General features: G+C 74.2%; 21 protein-coding genes. 5 read left to right on the top strand and 16 right to left on the bottom strand.

Annotated elements, in window-relative coordinates; translation table 11 throughout:
• Nucleotides 1-3: 3 nt before the first annotated feature.
• Both ACLQ2R_RS32760 and ACLQ2R_RS32755 read left to right on the top strand, forming a co-directional pair.
• A complete protein-coding gene (locus tag ACLQ2R_RS32760) occupies nucleotides 4-1,416 on the top strand; it encodes a condensation domain-containing protein (RefSeq protein WP_425965187.1) in 1,413 nt (470 codons plus the stop codon).
• Between the two features lie 158 nt (nucleotides 1,417-1,574).
• Complete coding sequence (locus ACLQ2R_RS32755; protein ID WP_425965185.1) at nucleotides 1,575-3,281, top strand: AMP-binding protein; 1,707 nt, start codon at nucleotides 1,575-1,577, stop codon at nucleotides 3,279-3,281.
• Between the two features lie 322 nt (nucleotides 3,282-3,603).
• Here ACLQ2R_RS32755 and ACLQ2R_RS32750 read toward each other — a convergent pair whose 3' ends face one another.
• Nucleotides 3,604-3,873, bottom strand: coding sequence for a phosphopantetheine-binding protein (locus tag ACLQ2R_RS32750; protein WP_386248005.1), 270 nt, complete (start codon nucleotides 3,871-3,873; stop codon nucleotides 3,604-3,606).
• Nucleotides 3,874-4,078: 205 nt separating this feature from the next.
• Between ACLQ2R_RS32750 and ACLQ2R_RS32745 the strand changes: the two genes are divergently transcribed.
• The 3 genes from ACLQ2R_RS32745 to ACLQ2R_RS32735 are packed head-to-tail and all read left to right on the top strand — an operon-like array spanning nucleotide 4,079 to nucleotide 8,171.
• Nucleotides 4,079-6,076, top strand: coding sequence for a condensation domain-containing protein (locus tag ACLQ2R_RS32745; RefSeq protein ID WP_425965183.1), 1,998 nt, complete (start codon nucleotides 4,079-4,081; stop codon nucleotides 6,074-6,076).
• Nucleotides 6,077-6,093: 17 nt separating this feature from the next.
• Nucleotides 6,094-6,984, top strand: coding sequence for an LPD16 domain-containing protein (locus ACLQ2R_RS32740; protein ID WP_425965181.1), 891 nt, complete (start codon nucleotides 6,094-6,096; stop codon nucleotides 6,982-6,984).
• A 5-nt stretch (nucleotides 6,985-6,989) separates the two neighbouring features.
• Nucleotides 6,990-8,171, top strand: coding sequence for a cysteine desulfurase family protein (locus ACLQ2R_RS32735; protein ID WP_425965180.1), 1,182 nt, complete (start codon nucleotides 6,990-6,992; stop codon nucleotides 8,169-8,171).
• Here ACLQ2R_RS32735 and ACLQ2R_RS32730 read toward each other — a convergent pair.
• The 15 genes from ACLQ2R_RS32730 to ACLQ2R_RS32660 are packed head-to-tail and all read right to left on the bottom strand — an operon-like array spanning nucleotide 8,158 to nucleotide 23,568.
• A complete protein-coding gene (locus ACLQ2R_RS32730; protein ID WP_425965178.1) occupies nucleotides 8,158-9,207 on the bottom strand; it encodes a hypothetical protein in 1,050 nt (349 codons plus the stop codon). The two genes, ACLQ2R_RS32735 and ACLQ2R_RS32730, sit on opposite strands and share 14 nt — an antisense overlap.
• A gap of 5 nt (nucleotides 9,208-9,212) precedes the next feature.
• Nucleotides 9,213-10,097, bottom strand: coding sequence for a glucose-1-phosphate thymidylyltransferase RfbA (gene rfbA / locus ACLQ2R_RS32725; RefSeq protein ID WP_425965177.1), 885 nt, complete (start codon nucleotides 10,095-10,097; stop codon nucleotides 9,213-9,215).
• A 25-nt stretch (nucleotides 10,098-10,122) separates the two neighbouring features.
• Nucleotides 10,123-11,397, bottom strand: a complete 1,275-nt coding sequence (locus ACLQ2R_RS32720; protein WP_425965175.1) for an ABC transporter permease — start codon at nucleotides 11,395-11,397, stop codon at nucleotides 10,123-10,125.
• Complete coding sequence (locus ACLQ2R_RS32715; protein WP_425965173.1) at nucleotides 11,394-12,560, bottom strand: ABC transporter permease; 1,167 nt, start codon at nucleotides 12,558-12,560, stop codon at nucleotides 11,394-11,396. The genes ACLQ2R_RS32720 and ACLQ2R_RS32715 overlap by 4 nt, the downstream gene beginning before the upstream one ends.
• 14 nt (nucleotides 12,561-12,574) lie before the next feature.
• Nucleotides 12,575-13,534 carry an ABC transporter ATP-binding protein gene (locus tag ACLQ2R_RS32710; RefSeq protein ID WP_425965171.1) on the bottom strand — a complete coding sequence of 320 codons (960 nt, stop codon included), beginning with the start codon at nucleotides 13,532-13,534 and terminating at the stop codon, nucleotides 12,575-12,577.
• A complete protein-coding gene (locus ACLQ2R_RS32705) occupies nucleotides 13,531-14,547 on the bottom strand; it encodes a right-handed parallel beta-helix repeat-containing protein (RefSeq protein WP_425965169.1) in 1,017 nt (338 codons plus the stop codon). The genes ACLQ2R_RS32710 and ACLQ2R_RS32705 overlap by 4 nt, the downstream gene beginning before the upstream one ends.
• Nucleotides 14,547-15,074 (bottom strand): 4'-phosphopantetheinyl transferase superfamily protein, encoded by a 528-nt coding sequence (locus ACLQ2R_RS32700; RefSeq protein WP_425965167.1) that lies wholly within the window; start codon nucleotides 15,072-15,074, stop codon nucleotides 14,547-14,549. The genes ACLQ2R_RS32705 and ACLQ2R_RS32700 overlap by 1 nt, the downstream gene beginning before the upstream one ends.
• Complete coding sequence (locus tag ACLQ2R_RS32695; protein ID WP_425965165.1) at nucleotides 15,071-15,850, bottom strand: alpha/beta fold hydrolase; 780 nt, start codon at nucleotides 15,848-15,850, stop codon at nucleotides 15,071-15,073. Before ACLQ2R_RS32695 ends, ACLQ2R_RS32700 begins: the two co-directional genes overlap by 4 nt.
• A gap of 22 nt (nucleotides 15,851-15,872) precedes the next feature.
• Entirely contained in the window at nucleotides 15,873-16,721 is an 849-nt protein-coding gene (locus tag ACLQ2R_RS32690) for an ester cyclase (protein ID WP_425965164.1), read from the bottom strand.
• On the bottom strand, nucleotides 16,721-17,200 hold the full coding sequence (locus ACLQ2R_RS32685; RefSeq protein WP_425965162.1) for a phosphopantetheinyl transferase: 480 nt from the start codon (nucleotides 17,198-17,200) through the stop codon (nucleotides 16,721-16,723). The genes ACLQ2R_RS32690 and ACLQ2R_RS32685 overlap by 1 nt, the downstream gene beginning before the upstream one ends.
• A complete protein-coding gene (locus ACLQ2R_RS32680) occupies nucleotides 17,197-18,216 on the bottom strand; it encodes an ACP S-malonyltransferase (protein WP_425965160.1) in 1,020 nt (339 codons plus the stop codon). Before ACLQ2R_RS32680 ends, ACLQ2R_RS32685 begins: the two co-directional genes overlap by 4 nt.
• Nucleotides 18,217-18,239: 23 nt before the next feature.
• Nucleotides 18,240-19,109, bottom strand: coding sequence for an alpha/beta fold hydrolase (locus ACLQ2R_RS32675; protein ID WP_425965159.1), 870 nt, complete (start codon nucleotides 19,107-19,109; stop codon nucleotides 18,240-18,242).
• Nucleotides 19,110-19,157: 48 nt separating this feature from the next.
• Nucleotides 19,158-20,402 (bottom strand): FAD-dependent oxidoreductase, encoded by a 1,245-nt coding sequence (locus ACLQ2R_RS32670; protein WP_425965157.1) that lies wholly within the window; start codon nucleotides 20,400-20,402, stop codon nucleotides 19,158-19,160.
• Entirely contained in the window at nucleotides 20,399-21,187 is a 789-nt protein-coding gene (locus ACLQ2R_RS32665; protein ID WP_425965156.1) for a nitroreductase family protein, read from the bottom strand. Before ACLQ2R_RS32665 ends, ACLQ2R_RS32670 begins: the two co-directional genes overlap by 4 nt.
• Complete coding sequence (locus ACLQ2R_RS32660; RefSeq protein ID WP_425965154.1) at nucleotides 21,184-23,568, bottom strand: beta-ketoacyl synthase N-terminal-like domain-containing protein; 2,385 nt, start codon at nucleotides 23,566-23,568, stop codon at nucleotides 21,184-21,186. Before ACLQ2R_RS32660 ends, ACLQ2R_RS32665 begins: the two co-directional genes overlap by 4 nt.
• Between the last annotated feature and the right edge of the window lie 12 nt (nucleotides 23,569-23,580).

The raw sequence follows: 23,580 nt of genomic DNA, 5'->3' as shown, positions 1-23,580 counted from the left end.
CGCATGCCCGTCGAGTCTCCGCTCAGCCACGGCCAGCTCTTCAGCTGGCGCGAGATCGAGCGGTATCCGGAGGATTGGCTGGCCGAGGCGAACCTGCCGACCACGTGGGACCTGCGTGGCCTGCCCATGGGGCGGGTGACCGCCGCGCTGGAGCGGCTCGTCGAGCGGCACGAGGCCCTGCGGACCACCTACGGGCCGGGCGCCGGCGCCCGCCCGGTCCAGCACGTGCACGAGGGCGTGGAGTTGCCGATCGAGCGGGTCGACCGGATCGTCACCGACCCCTCGGAGCACGAGCGGACCAAGGCCGAGCTGGTGGCGATGCCGTTCGCGATGGCCGGTGACCTCAACTGGCGCGGCCGGCTGGTCAGCACGGGGGGTGCCCCGATGTACCTGACGCTGGCGTTCTCCCACCTGATCGTGGACCTGTGGTCGATCCATCACCTGCAGGACGAGTTCAAGGCGCTGATGTCCGGCGCGGCCGCCCTGTCGCCGGCGTCACCGTCGGCGTCGGCGTCGTCGGCGTTGCTGCCGGTGTCGCCGCCGCCACCGCCGCCACCGCGCGAGATGGCGCGGCGGCAGCGTGAGGCGGCCTGGCTGCCGCGGCAGGAGGGCGCGGAACGCCACTGGCGGAGCGTGCTGGCCGACGGGCTGATGGACGGGCTGCCGACGCTGCCCGCGCGGGTCAAGGGCGAGCGGCTGGAGCTGACCCTGCACTCGCGGCGCCTGGGCGGCCTGGCGGCGGAGGTGGCCCGCACGCACGGCGTCACCGCCCCGGCCGTGGTGATGGCGTTCGTGGCCGCCGGCCTGGCCAGGCACCTGGGCACCGACCGGGTCACGATGAGCCTGATGTCGTCCAACCGGTTCGCCCCGGAGGACCAGCACCTCGTCGGCACGATGAACCAGCTCGTCCCCGTCGTCACCGAGGTGGACCGGCGGGCCACGCTCGCCGAGCACATCAGGCGCCTGCACTGGGCGGGCACCCGGGCCTACCGCCACGGGTCCTACGACGTCGACCGGATCGCCGAGGTGGCCGAGGCCGCCGGCTCCGTGCCCGAGCACGGCTGCTGGATCAACCACCTCTTCCGGGCCTGGTTCAACTACATCCAGGTGGACCGCAAGCCGAGCGACCCGGCCGACCAGACGCCCGCCGAGCTGGCCTGGACGCCCCTGGCGCAGCCGTACGGGCAGGCGTTCCGGGTCCGGGTCGAGGTGCGCGGCGGGCGCACCGGCGTGCTCATGCTGGCCGACCCGGAGGTGCTGCCCGCCCCGGCGATGGTCGACATCATGCGGACGATCCCGCTGGGGATGCAGCTCGCGCTGACCGACCCCGGGCGCGCGCTGAAGGACCTGTGGGGCACGGGCGAGGAGCTGCCTCCGTCGCTGTTCCCGTCCCGCCTGCCCGAACCACCCCGGTAGCGGCTCGCGAACCGGCAGCCGCCTCCACCACTGTTCCCGACCCCCCTGGCAGCCGCCTCCGTCGCTGTTCCCGAACCGGTAGCCGCTTCCGTCGCTGTTCCCGTCCCCGCCTCCCCGAACCACCCCGGTAGCGGCCGGGCCGTCACCTGGAGAGCTTCATGGCACGTACCCTCCACCAGTGGTTCGCCGCCTCCGCGGCACGCTTCGGCGACCGGACCGCCCTGGAGGTGGGCGGCGAGCGGTACACCTACGCCGAGCTGGAGGCGATGTCCGCCCACCTGGCGGCGCGGATCGCGGCCGCCTGCGGCGGGCCGCCGGCGCGCGTGGGGCTGCACGCCGGCCGCGGCGTCCTGGCCTACGCCGGGTACCTGGCGATCCAGCGGCTGGGCGCGGCGGCGGTCCCGCTGAACCCGGCCGCGCCGGCCGCGCGCAACCGCCTGGTGGCCGCGTCCGCCCGCCTCGACCTCGTGCTGTCCGACGCCACCCACGAGCCGCCGGACCTCGCCGGGCCGCCGGGGGACGACGGTCCGGGTAGCCTGGGCGCGAATCTCGCCGGGCCGCGGGGAGACGTCCCGCCCACCCTGCGGGTGGACCCGGCGGACGTCCCGCGCGCCACCGCCTCGCGGGAGGCGGGCGCCCCGCGGGAGGCCGGCGCCGACGACCTGGCCTACGTGCTGTTCACGTCGGGCTCCACCGGCGTGCCGAAGGGGGTCCCGGTACGTCACCGCGCCGTGGACGCCTACCTGCGGCACGTGATCCCCCGGTACGGGATCGGCCCCGGTTGCCGCGTCTCCCAGACCTTCGACCTGACGTTCGACCTGTCGGTGTTCGACCTGTTCGCCACCTGGGGCGGCGGCGCGACCCTCGTCGTGCCGGGCCGCTACGACCTGCTCAAGCCGGTCGCGTTCGTCGCCAGGGAACGGCTCACCCACTGGTTCTCGGTGCCGTCGGTGGTGTCGGTGGCCATGCGGCTGCGCCGGCTGGCGCCCGGGGCGATGCCGTCGCTGCGGTGGAGCCTGTTCTGCGGGGAGCCCCTCACCCTGCGCCAGGCCGACGCCTGGCGGTCGGCCGCGCCCGGCGGCGTCCTGGAGAACCTGTACGGCCCGACGGAGCTGACGCTGAGCTGCACCGAGTACCGCCTGCCGGCCGACCGCTCCCTCTGGCCGGAGACGGCCAACGGCACGGTGCCGATCGGCCTGCCGTACCCGGGCGTCGAGCACCTGGTGCTCGACGGGGACGGGCGGCCCGCCGAGGAGGGCGAGCTGTGCCTGCGCGGGGTGCAGCGCTTCCCCGGCTACACCGATCCGGCGGTGAACGCGGGCCGGTTCACCGCCTTCGACGGCGACGCCCCCGTCCCGGCCGGGACGGGGGACGGCACGGTCGCGGCGCATGCCACGGTCGCGGGGGAAGGTGCGAGCGCGGTGGACGGCACGGTCACCGGGAACGCCACGGTCGCGGAAGATCTCACGGTCACGGGGGACGCCACGGTCGCGCCCGAGCTGTGGTACCGCACCGGGGACCGGGTGGCGTGGCGCGACGGGCTACTGGTGCACCTGGGCCGGCTGGACCAGCAGGTGAAGATCTCCGGCCACCGGGTGGAGCTGGGCGAGGTCGAGTGCGCCCTGCGCGGGCAGCCGGGGGTGCAGGAGGCGGCCGTGCTGGCGCTGCCGGGCCCCGACGGCGAGCCGGAGCTGACGGCCGCCTGCACCGGCGCGGACCTGGACGCGGTGGCGCTGGTCAAGGGGGTCACGCAGGTGCTGCCCGGATACATGGTGCCCCGCTCGGTCACGCTGCTGGCGGAGCTGCCGCTCAACGCCAACGGCAAGGTGGACCGGCGGACCCTGGCGGGCCTGCTGGGCGGCTGAACCATGTGGACGGGTGACGGGTGACACGGGTGAACCGGGACGGGTGACGCGTGGACAGGCGACGGGTGAACGGGGACAGGTGAACCGTGTGTACAGGCGACCCGCACCGGTGGACGACCTGCGTCGAAAGGGGCGGCGGGCGCCGATGGGCGCCGGCGGGTGACCCGCGCGGTGAACGACCACCGGCGGGGACCCGCATCGAAACACCCCGGAGCCGCCCGGGGCCGCCCCGGACCTCCCGAAAACCTTGAAAACCCCGAGCCCCCGAGCTCCTGGAAACCCTCCCGAGCCCCCGCAAGAGCCGGGAGACGCCGGGGAGATCTCAGAACGCCCGGGGGCGGTCCGGTCCGATCGTCATCAGCATGGACAGCGCGCCCCACAGCGAGCCGACCGTCGCGAACGTGGCCTCGTCCAGGATCTCGTCGGGCAGCTCGACCGCGTAGCGGTTCTCGATGTCGACGAGCAGGCGTACGACCCCCATCGAGTCGAGGCCGAGCGCGGACAGCTCGTCGCGGGCGGTCAGGCCGCCCGTCTCCGCGTACGGCAGATGCGCGCGCAGAATGCTCTGGAACCGGTCGGGTATTTCCAGCATCGTGTTACCCCCTGTCCGGCGGTGGATATTCGCCGATATCGAGGCTGCCCAAAGACGGGGCGCCGGTCAAGGAAACAGGCAACGCGTTTCTGGCAATTTATTCCGGGCCGGAACCTGCCATTGGGCGGTGGTTGTGCCGCCTGCCGGAAAAGCCGATCCTCGATCCTATTGGGGGTCATACGACAACCGCTGGGGGTGGGAACCGGTGAAATCCGCGAACCTGTGCTGGGGACAGCGCTACATGTGGCTGCGGTTCCACCAGCTACCGCCCCGGCACCGGCGCGAGACGCACGTGGTCCTGCGCTTCGACCTGCCTCCGGGACTCACGGTCGCCGCCTGCCGGGCGATGCTCACCTACCTGGTGCGCCGGCACGAGATCCTGCGCACCACCTTCGACCTGGCCCCGGAGCCCGCGCAGCGGGTGCATCCGCCCGCGCCGCTCCCGGTCACGGTGCTCACCACCGAGCGGGACGGCACGGCCGCACCCGCCGACGTGGTCGAGGAGCTCACCGGCAGGCCGTTCGACCTCGCCGGCGAGTGGCCGATCCGGGCCTGCCTGATCACCACGGGCGGCGTGCCCAGGCACTGCGTGCTGGTGTTCAACCACCTGGCCGTGGACGTGTGGACGCTGGGTGAGATCAAGCGGGAGCTGCGCACGCAGGGCGTGGGGATCGCCTCCCGCCGTCCGGCGGTCCTGCTCCCGGTGAGCCGCCAGCCCGCCGACCTGGCCCGGCACGAGGCCTCGGCCGACGCCGCCATCGTGGCGTCGCGGGCCATGGCGTACTGGCAGGAGGAGGTGGCCTGCCTGCCCGCCGACCCGTTCGCGACACGGCGCGGCACCCCGCCGGAGCCCCCCGCCCCGCCCGCGACGCCGTCCCTGCCGTCGGTGCCGACGGGAACGGCGGTGCCGAAGGGAACGGCGGTGCCGAAGGGAACGGCGGTGCCGGGCACCCCGCAGGGGCCGCCCGCCCGGCACGCGACGCTGATCTCGCCGGCGATGCTCGGGGCCTCGCGGCGGATCGCCGCCCGGCACGGCGTGTGGCCGTCGCTGGTGCACGTGGCCGCCTACACCGCGATGATGGCCGCCTACACCGGCCAGGACGACGTCGCGCACCTGGCGTTCGTCAGCAACCGCGAGTCGCACCCCTGCCCGGACGTGCTGACGTGCATGTTCTCGCCGATGCTGGTGCGCGTCGGCTGCGAGGGCGACCCCTCGTTCGGCGAGCTGCTGCGCCGGGTGGCGGCGGCGTACGAGCGTGCCCGGGAGCACGCGTACGTGCCCTACGACAAGGTCGTCGAGATGGTCTCGCGGGAGGGTTCCCGGCGCGGCGCGGCCGTGCGGCTCGGCTCGGAGATCAACTTCATCAAGCAGCGCACCCGCGAGTACGGCGGCCGGCGCACCGCCTTCACCTGGAACCCGGTCCCGGAGGCCTGGGCCCACCACGACTCCGACACCTACCTGCGTGTGGACGAGTGGTGCGACGCCGTCGCCGTGTCCCTCCACGCCGCCTCACCGGTCATGGACGCGGTCGCCGTGGAGCGCTTCCTGCGCGGAATGGAGGCCCTGGTCCTCGCCCACGACCCCGCCGCCGCCCTCACCACCGGCCCCGCCGTCGCCACCACCGCCGACCGCACCGCCACCACCACCACCACAGCCGACTCCGCCACCAACCCCGCCACCACTGCCGCCATCACTGCCATCGCCACTGCCATCGACCCCGCCCCCGGCCCCGCCGACCTGCCGCTGAGCGAGGCGGCCCGGCTGGCCGGATTCGAACCACCCCCCACCGCGTCCACCGCGCCCGCCACGCCCCCGATCGAGGTCTGGGACGGCGTGACCGGCCCCGCAGCCCTGGCGCTGGCCGACGCCGTGCGGCGGGCGCACCGGCCCGGCGACCTCGACGCCGGCCTCGACCTGTCCCACAGCTACACCCTCGCCGGAGGCCAGGCCCTGCGCATCCCGCAGGTGCTGGCCGAGCTCGCCCGGAACGGCTGGGAGGGCCTGACCGTCAACCGGCTCGCCGGTCCCGCGCCGCTGGGCGCGCTGGCCTCCCGGCTGGCCCGGGACCCGCGGAACACCCCCGTCCAGAACCCCGCCCACGATCCTTCCCACGACGCTGCCCAGAACGCCGCCCAGAACCCTGCGCGGCCCCCTGTCCGGCCGACCCCGGACCCACGGAACACCCCCGTCCAGAACCCGTGAATTCGGAGTGACGCACCATGAACCACGTATCCACCGGCCAGGTGTCCAAGACGCACCGGCTGGTCGCCTCCGAGCAGGAGCTCCGCGACGCCATCGCCCACGAGCTGCCCGCCGAGGACCTCGCCAACCTGGTCGTCATGGGCGGCCACTTCATGCTGTTCGAGGACGAGGCGTCCAAGCGGCTCGTCCCGGGCGTCATCGAGGAGCAGGCGGGCGAGACCATGCGCCGCCGCATCTCCGGCCGCGTCGGCATCTTCCCCGGCTACACCTGGGAGCTGTCGGCCGGCCTGCTGCGCGAGTACGCCGCGGCCGGGGTGGACTCCCGGCTGCTCCTGCTCGTCAACGACTGGCAGTACGTGCCGGTGACGGGACGGCCCGCCGGTGAGCTGCGCGCGGAGTTCTTCGAGGGCTTCACCGCGCTGCCCGCCTCGTACGAGAAGATCCTGGGCGATGCCGGGCTGTCGGCCGCGGACGTGCTGCCGAGCAGGAAGCACCCGCTGGCCTTCCCCGAGACCTGGCTGAAGTACCGCTTCCAGAAGGCCGCCGACCGGCTGGTCAAGCAGGGCCGCCTGGAGAAGCGCTACCTCTCCGGCGGGAGCGGCGACAGCGAGGTGGCCTTCCTCGACGCGGCCGGCAACTACCGCACGCTGATCAGCTGCGGCATCACCGGCTGCGCGGGCGAGATCACCGAGATGATCGCCGAGGTGTACCGGGCCGGCTACCGGGCGATCCTGATCTTCGCGCCGGGCGAGTGCCTGATGCCCGTGCAGACCGGCGTGGACATCGCGCTGAGCCTGTACGACCTGCCGGACATGCGGGTGGTCATCGCCGATCCCGGCGGCAGCGGCGAGATGTCCGTCCAGGACATCTACGGCAAGCTCGTCACCGTCAGCACGTTCCGGAGCTGACGACCATGGGGAAGGTCATCTATCTGGACGGCTGCGCGACCACGCGGGTCGACGACGAGGTGTTCGAGGCGATGCTGCCGTTCCTGCGGGAGGAGTACGGCAACCCCTCCTCCCCTCACGTGCTCGGCAAGCGGGCGAGAAGGGCCGTGGACGGGGCGGCCTCCTCGGTGGCGGCGCTCCTGGGCGCGGACCCGGCCGACGTGGTGTTCACCTCCGGCGCGACGGAGAGCAACAACCTGGCGCTGCTCGGCATGTTCGGCCACGACGACCGGGCCCCGGCCGGCGGGCTGTTCTGCCCGACCGACCACAAGTCGTCGCTGGCGATCGGCCGGGCGCTGGCCGCCCGCGGCGTGGACGTCCGGACGATGCGGGTCGGTCCCGGCGGCGAGGTCGACCTGGGGCACCTGGCCGGCCTGCTCGACCTGAACTCCAGGGTCGCCACCACGGCGTGGGTCAACAGCGAGATCGGCACCGTGCAGCCGGTGGCGGCGATGGCCGCGCTCTGCCACGCGGTGGGGGCCGTGCTGCACGTGGACGCCGCGCAGGCGGCCGGCCGGATCCCGCTGCGGGTGCGGGAGGCCGGGATCGACACGCTGTCGCTGTCGGGGCACAAGATCCGCGGCCCCAAGGGCGTCGGCGCGCTGTACGTCCGGCCGGAGATCCGTCACCGGCTGCGGCCGATCATGTTCGGCGGCGGGCAGTACGAGCTGCGCAGCGGCACGATCCCGACGCACCTGGTGGTCGGTCTCGGCAGGGCGTGCGAGCTGGCGCTGGCGCGGATGGACGCCGAGCGGCGGCGGGTCGCCGAGCTGCGCGCCACCGCGCTGGACATGCTGCGGGCGGGGCTGCCGGGCGTGCGCGTCAACGGCGATCCGCACCGGGGCGTGCCGCACGTGCTCAGCGTGGTCCTGCCCGGTGTACGCGGGGAGAGCCTGGTCTCCAGCCTGTCGGCGGTGGCGCTGGCCACCGGGTCGGCGTGCAACTCCGGCTCGCAGGAGCCCTCGCACGTGCTGACGGCCATCGGCCTGAGCGCGGAGGACGCCAACAGCACGGTCCGGATCTGCCTGGACGCGCGGATGCCGTTCGAGGATCTGGTGCTCGGTCTCGACCTGGTCATCGAGCGGGCCCGCGATCTGGCGGGCGTGGCCGTCGTCATGGGCGGCCACGCCCCCGTCAGCCCGTCTTGAGGAACTTCCTGGCCGCCTCCACCCCCGCCTGGAAGCGGCTGGTGGCGTCGAGGTCGCGCATGAGGGTGGCGATGTGCCGGCGGCAGCTTCGCACCGACATGCCGAGCTTGCGGGCGACCACCTCGTCGGTGTAGCCCTTGGCCATGAGCGCGGCGATGGACTGCTGGAGGTCGTCGGCGACGGTTCCGTAGCCGAACTCGACGCCCTCCAGCGGTGTGGCGGTCTCCCACAGGTGGTTGAACATGTCCAGGAAGAACCGGGCGATCCCCTGGTTGCGCACCCGGGCGAGGGTGACGTCGCCGCTCTCGCCGCCCTCGCCGTCGCCGAACAGGGCGACGAGCGAGCGGTCGAAGACGATGGCCGAGCGCGGCACGTGGCTGACGGTGTATACCTCCACGCCGGCGTCGGTCAGCCGCTTCATCACCAGCCGCGTCGTCACGTCGGCCCGGCTGCGGTGCTGGCAGATGACCCGCACGGTCACGCCCCTGGCGACCAGCACCAGGAACATCTGCGACAGGTCGCCGGCCTCGCTCACCCCGGCCTGCAGGACGAGCAGCTCGTCGCGGCAGGCGTCGCCGGCGGTCTTGAGGAAGCCGCGCACCTCCATGGCCCCCACCAGGTACTCCACGGTGCTGGGCGCGGAGTCTCCGCCGGCCCCGGCGCCCAGGACGCCGACCCGCTCGCGGATCTGGTCGATGAGCTCGCGCCGCCGGTAGATCTCCCGCTCGACGGAGGAGACCATCGAGGCGATCGCTAGGTCGGGGTCGACGGGCACGAACCGGCCACCGACGCCACCGACGGCACCGACGGCACCGCCGAGGCCTCCGAGACCGCCGACGCCGTCGTCGATGCGCAGCAGGCGGTTCTCCACCAGGTGCCGCACCGCCTCGCTCACCAGGTGGACGTCGATCCCCAGGTCGGCGGCGGCCACGTCGACCGCCTCGATCGCGCCCTTGCGGGCGGCGTAGTGGTACACATCGGTCACATGCTCGCCGTCGGAGGGCGACCTGTCGGTGAACAGGGTCGTCATGGACATGATGGTCACTCCTTACTGTTCGCGAACCGCTCGGCCACCGAGATGACGTACTGGCCGTAGGCGGACGTACCGAGTTCGGCGCCGAGCCGGTGACAGGCCTCGGCGTCGATGTAGCCCATGCGAAGGGCGATCTCCTCAAGGCAGGCGATCCGTACGCCCTGCCGCTGTTCCATGAGCTGGACGTACTGGCCGGCCTGCAGCAGCGACTCGGGGGTCCCGGCGTCCAGCCAGGCGAAGCCGCGGCCCAGATCGACCACCTTGGCCCTGCCCCGTTCGAGGTAGACGCGGTTGAGATCGGTGATCTCCAGCTCGCCGCGCGCGGACGGGGTGAGGTTCTTGGCGATGTCGACCGCCTCGCCGTCGTACAGGTAGAGGCCGACGATCGCACGGTTGGAGCGGGGTTCCCGCGGCTTCTCCACGATGGACAGCAGCCGGCCGTCCGCGTCCGTCTCGGCGATGCCGTACCGGTGGGGGTCGCCGACCGGGTAGCCGAACAGCACGCAGCCGTCCACCTGCCGGCATTCGGTGCGCAGCAGTTCCTGGAAGGAGTGGCCGTGGAAGACGTTGTCGCCCAGGACGAGCGCGACCGGGTCGCCGCCGATGTGGTCGGCCCCGATCACGAGGGCCTCGGCGATGCCGTTGGGCTCGGGCTGCTCGGCGTAGTCGATGCGGAGCCCGAGCTGGGAGCCGTCGCCGAGCAGGCGCCGAAGCTGCGGCAGGTCGCGGGGCATGGTGATGATCAGGATGTCCCTGATGCCCGCCAGCATGAGCACCGACAGCGGGAAGTACACCATCGGCTTGTCGTTGACCGGCAGGAGCTGCTTGGAGACCGCCAGCGTGCTGGGCAGCAGGCGGGTGCCCCGTCCTCCGGCGAGCAGGATTCCCTTCAACGCGTTCCCTCCTTCCGCCCGGCGCTCACGTGCGGGCCGGGGTGCGGCGGTTGAACAGGACCAGTGAGACGGTCAGGAGCAGGGCGGCCATCCCGGCGAGCACGCCGAGCTGGGGCAGGACCGAGGTCAGGCCGGCGCCGGGTTCGGTGAGCGTCAGCAGCGCGTCCATCCCCCAGGCGTGCGGGAACAGGTGGCCGACGGCGTTCAGCACCTCCCCGGAGGACTCGCGCGGCCACAGGCAGCCGCCGAGCATGCCGAGGACCACGCCGAGCGGCGGGCCGATCGCCGGGGCCTGGTCGGGCGATCGCAGCAGCGTGCCGACGAGGATCGCGGCCCCGGTGGAGACGAGCGCGAACACCCCCACGACGGCGGCCACGCCGATCGGGTCGCCCCATGACACGCCGAACACCAGCGCGCTGACCACCACGATGATCGCGGCCTGCGCGAGCGCCACGAGCAGTCGGCTCAGCGCCTCGCCCAGCAGCACCGACCGGCGCCGTACGGGCGCGGTGAGCGCGCGCTGCAGCATTCCCAGCCGGCGGCTCTCCACCATGGCGGCGGCCACGGCCATCGAGTTGATGAAGGTGAACAGCAGCAGGTTGGCGGGGGCGGTGTAGGCGAAGCCGCGCGGGTCGCCGCCGCCTGCGGCCGAGCCGGTCACGCCGACGCGGCCCGACTCGGCCTGCGCGCGGCGTACGTATCCGGCGGCCTGTTCTGGGGTGGCGCCGGCGGTCACGGCGGCCCTGGTGGCCTCCAGGACGGCGGCGACCCTGGCGACGGCGCCGTCGAGGGCGCCGCGGGCGGCCAGGCCGCTGCCGTTGGTCTGCGTCATGACGAGCTCCAGGCGGGTGGCGCCGGGCACGATGATCAGCCCGGCGGCCAGCGCCCCGGTCCGCACGCCGGAGCGCACGTCCCCGGCCGCGTCCATGAGGCGTACGTCCAGGTCGGGGTTGCGGCGCAGCTCGGCGAGCAGGGAGGCGGTGACGGCGTCGGAGCCGGGGGCGACGACGCCGACGGGGAGGCGGGACGAGCCGGTGCCGCCGCCGAGCGTCATGCCGACGAACAGGATGGACACGAACGGCATGACGAGCATGAAGAACAGGCCGGTGCGGTCGCGGGTGAGGCGGCGCAGGTTGGCGGCCACCAGCGCGGTCACCGGGCTCGGCCGGAGCCCCCCGGGCGCGGCGGCGGTCCCGGGCGTCCCGGGCGTCGCGGGAGGCGTCGCGGGGGACGCCGGCACCGCGAGGGACACGGGGTCCGCGGGGGTCGCGGGGGGCATGGGCGTCGTGGGGGTGGTCACAGCAGCGTCCCCTTCCTGAGACCGGCGACGGCCAGGCCGCCCGTGACGAGCGTGATCGCGAGCAGGGCGGCGATCGGGCCCGCGACGGCGGCCACGCCCGCGCCGGGCACGGCCAGCTCCGCCAGCGCCGTGGAGGTCCAGCCGTTCGGCGTCAGCAGCGCCACGCCCTGCAGCACGCCGGGCAGGTTGTACAGCGGCACCAGGCTGCCGCCGAGGAACGCCATCACGAACGAGACGACCATGATCACCCCGTCGGCCTGGGCGTCGGTCCTGACCCGGGTGGCGACCAGCATGGTGATCGCGGCGGCGGCCAGCACGTGGGCGGTCAGCACGGCGAGCACGGCGGGAGGGTCCCCCCAGCTCGAACCGAAGATGAGCGTGCCGGAGAGCCAGGTGGCGCAGACGCCGACCATGGCCAGCGCGAACCCGACCACGGCCTTGCCGGCGACCGGGACCCAGGCGGCCACCGGCCCGGCCCGCATCCGGTCGAGGGTGCCGAGCTTGCGCTCGGTGAGCAGGCTGCGGAACGACGCGCCCACGACGAAGAAGGCGAACAGCGCCGCCATGCCGGAGCCGTAGTAGACCGCGAGGTCCACCTTGCCGCCGGCCATCGGGTCGCCGGTGAGGGTGAGCGCGGGCCCTGCGGCGCCGTTGCGCTCCACCAGCTCCTTGACGCGGTCCCCGGGTGTCCCGGCGAGCAGGGCCGCGCGCACCGCCAGCGTCCTGGCGTCCACGAGCGCGGAGATCCGGTCCACCACGGCGCTCGCGACCACGCCGGCCAGCGGCGAGCGGGGCGAGGTCAGGACGCTGACGTCGCCGCCCTTCCCGGCGCCGACGCCGTCGCTGAACCCGGCGGGGAAGACGATGGCGGCGCCGATCTCGTCGGCGGCGAGGGCGCGCCGCGCCTCCTGCTCGCCCGGCAGGTCGCGCAGCGTCACGCTGCCCTTGAGCTCCTTGTCGGCCGTCACCTCGCGCCGCACGCCGGCGGGGAACTCGCCGCGGTCCAGGTCGACGATGCCGATCGTGGCGCGCAGCGGCGGGTCGTCGCCGCCCAGGGCCAGCCCGAACAGGGTGGCCAGGGTCACCGGCACGAGGATCGCGATGACGATCGCGGTGCCGTCGCGCAGCCGGGTGCGCAGTTCGAGTGCGCTCACCGTGAGCATGGCTCGCCACATGGTCAGTCCCGGAGGGTGGTGCCGGTCAGGTGGAGGAAGGTCGCCTCCAGGTCGGGTTCGACGACCTGGGCGGCCGTCACGACGGCGTGCCCCTCCACGGCGGTGATGAGCGACGGCAGCAGGTACCTGCCGCCGTCCGCCATCAGGCGTACGGAGGAGGTGCCGGTCCTGGCGGCCTCGGTGACGCCCTCCACGGCGCGCAGCTTGGCGAAGGCGGTCTCGACGTCGCCGTCGAGCACGAGCTCGACGGTGTCGGCGCCGCCGACCAGGGCGACCAGCTCGCGGCGGGTGCCGTCGGCGACGATGCGGCCGCGGTCGATGATCGCCACCCGGTCGCAGACCCGCTCGACCTCCTCCATGTAGTGGGAGGTGTACAGCAGCGCCATGCCGTCGGCGACCAGTTGTTCCAGGCCGTCGAGGATGGCCTTGCGGCTCTGGGGGTCCACGCCCACGGTGGGCTCGTCGAGGATGAGCACCTCGGGACGGTGCAGCAGGGCGGCGCCGATGTTGATGCGCCGCTTCATGCCGCCCGAGTAGGTGTCGAGCCTGGTGTCGGCCCGGTCGGCGAGGCCGACCAGGTCGAGCACCTCGGTGATGCGCGCGGCGAGGGCGTGGCGGCGCAGGCCGAAGAGCCTGCCGAAGAAGCGCAGGTTCTCCCGGCCGGTCAGCTCGGGGTAGAGCGCGATCTCCTGCGGTACGTAGCCGATCCTGGACCTGGCGCGCAGCGGCTCGCGGGCCAGGTCGAGGCCGCCGACCGTCACGGCGCCCGTGTCCGGCCGCAGCAGCCCCACCAGCATGGAGATCGTGGTGGTCTTGCCCGCGCCGTTGGGGCCGAGCAGGCCGTACGCCTGGCCGGGGGCGATGGAGAAGCCGACGTCGTGCACGGCGACCAGGTCGCCGTAGCGCTTGCCGAGGCCCCGGCAGGACAGGGCGGCGGTCGTCGCGGCCGTCGCGGCCGTCATCGCCGCCACCCCGGTGCTTCCGGCGGATCGCCCTTGGCGGCGGTGTTGGCGGCGAACACCTGCCGGGCGAGGTCGGCGCCGAGCTGGTAGTCCAGCGGCGTGTTGCCGGTGACGCGGTTCCACAGCACGTGGCAGTCGAGGACGTCGTCGCCGCCGAAGTCGGCGGAGGAGCCCATGACGAACCCGGCGCCCATGACCGACTCGCCGCCGGGGTGGTTGTCGTGGATGTGGTTGTCGACGACGACGACGCGGTGGGTGCCGATCAGGGCGAGGCCGACGCCGGAGATCGGCGGGCCGGCCGCGCCCAGGCCGTCGGGTTCGGCCCCGGCGGCCAGCGTGTTGCCGTACAGGTCGTTGCCGGAGACCAGGCAGTCGCGCACGCCGCCCTCGGGCTCGCCCTCGTAGATCTGGTTGAGCATCAGCACGCCGATCGCGTTGCCGTGGCAGGCGTTGCCGCGCAGCGTGACCTCGGAGGAGTTGTCCACGAAGACGCCGAACGCGTTGGCGGAGCACTCGTTGCCGGTGATCTCGGCGGCGGAGCGGGGGCAGAAGCTCAGGGCGACGCCGCCGTACTGGCTGCCCGAGGCGCGGCAGCGCGTCACGGCGCAGCCGGTGGACTCGCGCAGGTAGATGCCCCAGACGGCGTTGTCGCGCGCCTCCACCTCGTGCACGGCCACCCCGGCGGCCGAGTGGGCGTAGACGCCGGCGCCGGAGAAGCCCCGCACCGTCAGCGCCTCCACGCGCACGTCGCCCACGCCGTCGCCGTGCACGGTGACGCCGCTGACGACGTCCTCGGCGGCGTCGTGCAGCCGGGGCACGTCGGGCGGCCCGCCGTCACCCGGCACCAGCTCCGTTCGCCCGGCCCCGGCGCCGGTCAGCGTCACGCCGGGATGCCTGATCCACACGCTCTGCGCGTACGTCCCCTCCAGCAGCACGATCCGGGCGCCGGGGCCGCTCTCGTCCAGCGCCCGCTGGATCGACTCCCCCGGGTGGACCGTTCTCGTCGCGGACATCAGCTCTCCTCCCCCTGCGGGTTCCCGTGCGGGTTCTCGTGCGCGTTCTCGTGCGATCTCCCCCGCGAGGCGGGCGGGCCGGCGTAGACGATGGCGACCGACACGAGCACCCCGCCGCCCTCGCCCCAGCGGGCGACGGCCGCGACCGTTCCCGGCGTGCCGGGACTCAGCCGTGCCAGCGCCGCTCCGGCGCTGGCGCCGCGGACCGCGTACGCCGTCCCGGCGGTCAGCGGCAGCCCGGTGGAGGCGGCCAGCTCGCCGGCGGCCTCGTCCAGCAGCGGCCAGGTCCACGGGGCCGGGGGCGCGGTCACGGCCTCGAAGTCGTGCCAGGTGAAGCCGGGCGCGCGCCCGCCGACGGCCTTGATGAGGCTCTCCTTGACCGTGAAGGCGACGTCGCCCGCCTCCAGGCTCCGCTCGGCCGCGGTGGCGACGTGGCGGGCGAGGGTCTCCCCTCCCCTGCCGGTGGCCCTGGCCATCCGGCCGGTCTCCACGATGTCCACGCCCACCAGGACGGCGGGGGTGCTCACGCGAGCGCTCCGGCGCAGCGGGTGACGAACGGCCCGAGCGCCGCGGTGTACTCCTCGGCGCGTTCCACCATCGGGATGTGGCCGCTCTCCTCGATGACGAGCGTCTCGTGCCCCTCCCGGCCGTCGAGGATCTCCAGCCAGGGGGTCACCGGCGTCATCCGGTCGTGCCTGCCCCACACGTACAGGGCGGGGCAGGCGACCTTGTCCAGGGCGGGGCCGACGCGGTAGGCGCGGGTGGCCTTGAGGCTGCGGGCCATGGACACCATCGAGTCGGGGCGGTTGATCAGCTCGCCCGCCTCGGCCATGCGCTCGGCCGAGAAGTGGCAGCCCTCGTGGAAGAGCGCCGCCACCATGCGGCGGCCGAAGTCCTCGCCGGTCGGCCGGATGCTGCCGCGCCGGTCGAAGCTCAGCCCGACGTCCGGGTCGGCGGTGAGGCCGGGCGCGCCGCTCACCACGATGCCGCGCACCCGGTCGGGGTGGCGGCCGGCCAGGTCGATGGCGACCAGGCCGCCGAGGGAGTTGGCGCAGACGACGATGTCGTCCAGGCCCGCGGCGTCGCAGGCCGACAGCAGCGCGTCGCCGAGCCGTTCGATGGAGCCGGCCGTCTGGCGCTCCATGGCGCAGATCGCCTCGTTGGTGCGCAGCACCGTGCGGCCCGCCCGCGCCAGGCTCTCGTAGGGGTGGTCCCAGATCCAGCCGCCGGCGAACAGCGCGGACATGAACACCACGGCCGGTGCTCGGTCACCGGGCCGGTACTCGGTGGTGAATTCCCTCATCGTCAAGGCTCCAGTCACTCGTTCACAGCGTCGAGGCGTCGTCGGGGGTCCATCCGCAGCCGCAGGCCGCGCCCGTGCCCGCCGTCACGACCTGCTCGCATTCGGGGCAGCGCGCGTAGTCCCGCACGGTGGCGGGGTACCAGACGCTGGTGTGGACGCGCGTGCACAGCCCGCCCTTGAAGAAGCGGCGCATGGCGCGCTGGTGCGGCCGTGCGTGGACCGCGCGCAGCGACTCGGGCCGGTCGAAGGCGCTGAGCGTGAACTTGCGCCCGCCGACGTCGAAGGTGGTCACGCCGAGGAAGCCGCGCGAGGCGCGCAGCGACTTGACGATCTCCACGCTGAGCAGGTCCACGTCGGCGGACTCGGCGTCGTCGCGGACCTCCAGCCAGGTCAGGACGAGCGCGCCGGGCCGTTCGGTGCGGCCGGTGGCGGCCCTGGCGCTCACGCCGAACTCGCGGCTCTCGTCGGCGGCGGGCACGAACCGCGCCGTGTAGCCGAGCGCCTCGGCGACCGCGAGCCGGTCGAACACGCGCCGCACGTGCACGCCGCCGGGACCGGCGGTGACCAGGTCGAGGCCGGACACGGTGACGGCTGCCCCGGTCGCGGGCATGCCCAGGTACGCCTCGCGGTGGTCGGCGCGGAAACTCCAGGACACGGCGGCGGCGTCCTCGTCCCCGCTGACGTGGCCGATCTCGAAGGCCGGGTTCCTGAAGCGGGCCAGTGTGGCGGCGGCGTGCGCGGCCAGGGCCTCGCCGGCCAGCGGGGCGGGGCAGTCGGGGTCGGTGTAGGTGCCGGCGGTGGCCGCGACCGCCTCGGCGTCGCCGACGCGCCACGCCTCCAGGTGTGCCTCGGCCGTCTTCCTGGCGTCCATCAGCCCTCCCCGTCTTCCGGCAGCCGCCGGGTGCGTACCGCCAGGGCGACCGCCCTGACGTCGGTGTGACTGATCGACACCCGGATCCACCCGGCGCCTGACGCCGCGGGACCGGCGGGACCTGCCGGATCGGCGGGACCGTCGGGACCGTCGGCGGACGGGAGCGCCGCCAGGTCGCCGCGCAGGCGTACGGAGGGCGGGTGCCCGCCCAGGCAGGCCCTGTCCGCCCGGCAGGCCGCGGTGGGAAGCGGCAGGATCTCCACCTGGCCCAGCCGCTCGGGGGTCGGCGGCAGGCCGAGCAGCCGCAGGACGGCGCGCTTGGCGGCCAGCCGTCCGGCCCAGCGCTGCAGGGTGCGCCCGCCCGAGGACCTGAGGCGTTCGGCGCGCGTGTAGACGACCTCCAGCGGCATGTCGCCGACGAGCTCGCGGGGGCTGGTGAGCCCGGCGTGGCCGACGATCGCGCTGCCCCACCGCCTCACGCCGCCACCGCCTTCGCCAGCCGCCTGAGGGTGGCCGGGTCGGCCATGCTGAGGCAGCGCACCCCGGTGCGGCGGGCCAGCCCGGTGAGCACCTTGCTGTCACCCACCTCGACGACGGAGACCGGCCCGGAGACCCGCACCGCGTCCGGCGCGACGGCCGGCGTGTCCGAGGGGGCGTCCGCCGTGCCCGGCGTGACGGCCGGCGCGAGGACCGGCGGGGCCGGGGCGATCGCCTCCATCGTGCGGGTCCAGCGGACGCGGCCGGTGAGCTGGGCCACCAGCGCGCCGCGCAGGACGTCCAGGTCGAGGGTGGGCTCGCCGGTGACGTTGGGGACGACGGCGACGCGCGGCTCGCTCATGGGCACCCGCGCGACCGCCTCGGCCCAGGCGCGCTCGGCGCCGGCCATCAGCGGCGAGTGGAAGGCGTTGCCCACCTTCAGAGGAACGATCTTGTCGGCGTCGGCGGCGAGGTCCGCGAGCCGGTCGAGCGCGGCCCGCGAGCCCGACACCACCACGTGGCCGGGCGCGTTCTCCAGCCCCACCACGAGCGGCTCCCCGGGCGCGGAGGCCGCCTCGGCGAGCTCCTCGACCCGCTCCACCGCCAGGCCCATCACCGCCGCCATCCCGCCGGAGACGGCGACGCCGGCCATGAGCCGGGCGCGCAGCTCCACCAGCCGGACCGTGCCGGCCAGGTCCAGCACCCCGGCCGCGTGCAGCGCGCTCAGCTCGCCCACGCTGTGCCCGGCCACGACGGCAGGCTCGTACCCCTCCTCGCCGAGGACGGCCAGCGCCGCCAGGTTGCAGGCCGTGACCGCGATCTGGGCGTGCTCGGTGGCGACCAGCCGCTCGAGCGGCCCCCGGGCGCACAGCGGCGAGATCGGTCGGGCCAGCAGCGCGTCGACCTCGTCCAGTCGCCGCCGGGCCACCGGGCTGCGGTGCAGCCAGGCGCCCATGCCGACGCGGACCGTTCCCTGTCCGGGAAAGAGGTAGCCCAGCATGTCGTCGTCTCCCTTCACCGGCCTCCGCCGGTCCTGGCCTGCTACAGCCGGCGCCTGGGGCGCCGTTCCTCGTGCGCGGGCTGCTCCGAGCCGAGGAAGCCGAGCAGCAGCTTGCTGACCTCGTCGGGGGCGTCCAGCGGGAGCCAGTGGCCCGCGTCCTCGATGCGCTCGTAGCGCCAGGGGCCCTTGACGTACTTGCCGGAGGCGGACATGCCCTCCTCCAGGAGCGCCTTGTCGCCCGCGCCCCAGATGCCGAGCGTCGGCGCGTACACCGGCGGGAACGGCCGGGCCGGGCGCAGCTCGGCCTCGGGCGAGCGGTTGGCCCGGTACCAGTTGAGCCCCGCGGTGAGCGCACCCGGCCTGGCCAGGTCGCGCAGGTAGCGGTCGTGGTCGCCCTCGCGGCCCATGATCTCCTTGAACAGCCGCCAGCCGTTGCGCCGCAGCAGCTCCTCGCTGATCCCGGGGAACTGGTAGAAGAGCATGTACCAGGAGGCCGCGCGCTGCTCCAGCGAGGGCGTGGCGAAGACACCGGGGTGGCCGACCGACAGGACGGCCAGGTGGTCGAGCCTGCGCGGCATCAGGAACGCGTACATCCAGGCGATCGCCGCCCCCCAGTCGTGGCCGACCAGGTGCGGGCGCTTGATGCCCAGGTGCAGCGTCAGCGCCACGATGTCGTTGACGATGGTCTGCATGCCGTACGCGGAGGCCTCCTGCGGTTTGCCGGAGTCGCCGAAGCCGCGCAGGTCGGGCGCGATGACCCGGAACCCGCCCTCGACGAGGGCCGGGATCTGGTGGCGCCACAGGTAGGAGGAGTCGGGGAAGCCGTGCAGCAGGATCACGGGGTCGCCCTCGCCCTCGTCCACGTAGGCGAGGTCCACGCCGTTGACGTGTACGGTTCTCTTCTCGGTCATGCCGTCTCCCTGAACGTCTCGGTCATGCCGTCCTCCCGGAGGTCCCGGTCACGCCGTCTCCCTGAACAACCGCTCCGCGAAGAACTCGCTGAAGCCGAACTCCGGCACGTCCTCCGGGGCGACCATGTTGAGCAGCCCGGTGACCTGCGCGGCGAAGTTGCGCGCCATGAGCCTGCGCACCCGGCGCCTGCGCTCGACGGCGGCGGGGCCGAACTCCACGTGCAGCCTGCTGATGATGGAGGCGCCGAAGGCCAGGCGCTCCAGGCGGGACTCCCGCTCGCTCACGTACGGCGCGAACGCCCCGGTCGACCAGTCGGAGGAGCCGAGCAGGATGTCGCAGACCGTGCGGGAGTCGCGCATGGCGCACGACAGGCCGGTGCCGAGCACGGTGTCGGCGTTGCCGGCCTCGTCGCCGATCAGCACGACGCCCTCGGTCAGCGGGGGCCCCTCGGGGACGCTGGACACCGACGGCCACACCGACAGCGGGCCCGCGGGCGTCGACTCGGTGACCGCCTTGCCCCGGTCGGGCAGGCACTGAAGCTCGAACGCGGCCAGGAAGCGCTCGACGCCGCCCGGCCCCCGGTAGCGGTGCTTGTTGACGGTGGGGAAGTTGAGGTAGAGGCGCGCCCGGCCGTACCCCTGGGGGAAGACCATGAACATGACGTCGCCCTCGGTGCCCATGGCCTGCACGTCGGGCGGCCAGCCGGCCATGTCCTCGACCATCATGCCGCCGCCCCAGTGGTGCATGGAGTTGCGCATGGTGATGCCGACCTGGCGGCCGACGGTGCAGCCCCGGCCGGTGGCGCCGATCACGAGGCGGGGCCGCAGCTCGGCCGGGCCCTCGGGCGTCAGGTAGGTGACGGAGGGGCGTTCGCCCGGGATGACGTTGATCTTGGAGGCGTTCATCACCAGGCGGGCGCCCCCGGTCGCGGCCTGCTCGGCCATCAGCGCGCACACGGCGTGGTGCGGGAACGACATGGGGCCGCCGATGCCGGGGATGAACCTGGTCATGTCCACCGCCTCGACCTCGTCGTCGGCGACGGCCTCGTCCCAGGTCATCCACTCGCGGATCTCCCAGGCGCCGCCCGCCGAGAAGCAGTCGTCGACGCCCAGCCGCTGTGCCTCCCTGATGCCCCACGGCGCGAGCCACTCGCCGCGGACCAGGTCCTGGTAGGTGTCCTGCTTCTCCAGCACCACCACGGAGAGCCCGCCGGCGGTCAGCTTGCAGGCGGCGGACGCGCCGGCGATGCCTCCGCCGACGATGACGACGTCGGGCTGCTCGGATCGGGTCACTGACCCCACCTCTCCCAGTAGGTCCGTTCCTTGGCGCGGTAGCGCTCGGCCGGCCGGAAGCCGGTTCCCAGCGTGTAGGCGACCGGGATCATGCAGACCTGCGTGACCCCGCTCGGGATGCCGAGCAGTCGCCCGGTCTCGCGTTCGTGCGGCACGTGCAGGCACGTGATCGTGCTGCCGAGTCCCCGGCTGCGCAGGGCGAGCTGGAAGGACCAGACGGCGGGGAAGATGGAGCCGTAGAAGATGCTGGCCCGCGTCTCACCGTGCTGGACGAGGTGGCCGGGGTCCTCGTCGACCTTGTCGGACATCCGCGCGCGCCAGTGGGCGTTGATGCCGGCGATGTCCGGCGGCCGGCCGAGCACGCAGGGGATGACCAGCACCGGCACCCGCGCGATCGTCTCGGTGAGCGCCTGGGCGGAGTCGTAGTTGCGGCGCGCCTGCGCGTCGTTGCGGCGCCGCCCGGCGTTGGTCCACATGTCGTTGCGGTGGAAGGCCCACGACGAGCGGATCATCTCGGCGAGCTTCTCCTTGACATCCGCCTCGGTGATGACCAGCCAGCGCCAGTTCTGGTGGTTGTTGGCGGTGGGCGCCTGGACGGCGACCTCCAGGGCCTGCTCCACGACCTCCCGGGGGACGGGCCGGTCCAGGTCCAGCCTGCGGCGCACCGAGCGGGTGGTGGTCAGCAGCCGGTCGGTCTCGGCGACGTCGAAGGGAGGGGCGTCGGAGGTGTCGAAGGGGGTGTCGAAGGGGGTGTCGGGGGGCGCGGCGGAGGGGGTCGCGTTCATACCGCCTCCAGCAGGACCGCGCCGCGGACCGAGTCGTGCGCCGCGGTCAGCGCCAGCGCGCTCGCCACCGGCCCGTCGAGCTCGGGACGGGTCACGTACGAGCCCGGATCGCCGGCGAGCGGGCCGGTGAGCCCGGCCAGCGCCGGGGCGAGACCGTCGCGGACGGCGAGCGCGGCCAGGGCGATGTTCATCGCGCCGGTTGCGGCCTGGCAGTCGCCGGTCAGGGCCGCCGAGGCGGTGATCAGCGCGTCCGGCATGCGGGCCAGGACGGCCGCCGCCTCCTCGCCGTCGCGGGGCACGCCGGTGGCGGCGCCGATGACCAGGCCGGGTGCCGCGCCGGGCAGCGCGAGGCTGCGGGCCACGGGCTCCGCTCCCCGCCCGGCCGCGTGCCGGGTGCCGGCCACCCGGGCGTACGGCCTGCCGCCGCGCGCGGCGCAGTGCTCGGCCGACTCGACGACGAAGGCCACGGCCCCCGACGCGGTGACGGGATGCGTCCCCTGCGTCCCCGGCGTGCCCTGCGTTTCCGGTGTCGCCCGCTCCCCGTAGGGGACGGGCCCGTCGTACCCCGGTATCCCGGCGTCCCCGTCCCCGTCGACGTCGAGGGAGACCAGGGCGTGCCGGGCGGCGGTCTCGTCGGCGGCGACGACCAGGACCACCTCGGCCTTGCCCGCGTCGATCATCTCCAGCGCGCAGTCCAGGGCGATGGACGCCGAGGCCGCGCCGTTGCAGAGGGTCGTGGTGGGGCCGCGCAGCCCGAGCGTCTGGCAGACCGCGCCGCCGGTGGCGTTCAGCACCACGTTGGAGAAACTCAGCACGGCCGGCTTGTTCGGGTTGAGGGCGATGCTGTCGTCGAAGCCGCCGGTGCTCTCGGCCGATCCCGCGGCGGTGGCGAAGACCAGCGCGACGTCGTCCAGCGCCTTGCGCGGCAGCTTGAGGTCGGCGTCCTCCCAGGCCAGGCGGGAGGCGGCGATCGCCAGGCGCGACAGGCGGTTCATGTGCCGCCACAACGAGCGCGGCGCGAACGTCCGGCCCTCCAGGGAGGGGTCGCGCCCGTCGGCGCGGCGGCCCGCGGTGATCGCCGCGGCCGTCTCGGCGATGCCGGTGCCGACGCCGGTGACCGGCCCCAGCCCGGTGATCACCGCCTCCCTGCGGGGCGCCGGCCCGTACGGGGCCGGGTCCCGGGGCCGGGTCAGCACGAGCGAGACGTTGTTGCCGCCGAAGGCGTAGTTGTTGGAGACCACCGTGTCGACGGTCATCTCCCTGGCCCGGTTGGGCACGTAGTCCAGGTCGGCGCGGGCACCCTCGCCGGAGTCGCCGCCGGAGTCGTCGATGTCGTCGTCGAAGCCGATCGTGGGCGGCGCCATGCCGTGGCGCAGGGCCAGCACGCTGGCCACGGCCTCGACCGCGCCGGCCGCGCCGAGGGTGTGGCCGACGAAGGACTTGATGCTGCTGGTGGGCACCCGCGAGGCCCGCTCGCCGAAGACCAGGCGCATGACCTTGGCCTCCATGGTGTCGTTGGCCGGGGTGCCGGTGCCGTGGCCGCTGACGTAGTGGACGTCGTCGGGGGTGAGCCCGGCCTCGGCCAGCGCGCGGCGCATGGCGCCGGCCCCGCCGCGCCCGGTGGGGTCGGGGGCGGTGGCGTGGTAGGCGTCGGCCGACAATCCGTAGCCGGCGACCTCGGCCAGCGGCGTGGCCCCCCGGGCGAGCGCCAGGTCCAGCGGCTCCAGCAGCAGGAACGCGGCGCCCTCGCCGAGGTTGAGGCCGTCGGAGTGGCTGTAGGGCCGGCACGGGCCGGTGCTGAGCGCCTGCAGCCCGGCGAAGCCCGCGTAGGTGCCGAACAGCAGCGGGTCGACTCCCCCGGCCAGGACCGCGTCGGCCTCTCCGGCGAGGATCTTGTCCCTGGCCAGGCCGACCGCGTTGCCGCCGGCCGCGCAGGCGGTCGAGACGAGGATGCGCGGCCCGCCCAGTCCGAGCCGCTCGGCGACCACGTCGGCGGTGTGGTGCATGGGCTGGTAACTCCCCCCGGGGCCGGGGGTGGCCTGGCACTTGCCGAGGATGATGCCGAACCGGTCGGGGGCGGGTGCCCCCCGTACCGGCCCGGCCTGCCCCTGTTGCCCGATCTGCCCGATCGCCTGACGGGCGGCGACCAGCGCGAGCCGCGCGGTGCGGTCCCCGGCCGCCTCGGCGGCGGGGAGCTGGTCGTCGATCCAGGCGTCGGGCACCTGTCCGGCGTACCGGGCCGTGAACACGGCGAACGCCTCGTCCTCGATGGGGGTGAGACCGCCCCTGGCCGTGGTGAGCCGCGTCCAGAACTCCGCGGGGTCCCTGCCGGCCGCGCAGATGATGCCCAGGCCGGTGACGACGACGGGTCGCAGCGCCATGCTCTGCCTCCT

This window comes from Streptosporangium sp. DT93, assembly GCF_049844535.1.
GTDB lineage: Bacteria > Actinomycetota > Actinomycetes > Streptosporangiales > Streptosporangiaceae > Streptosporangium.
This window is presented reverse-complemented; position numbering and strand designations above follow the sequence as displayed.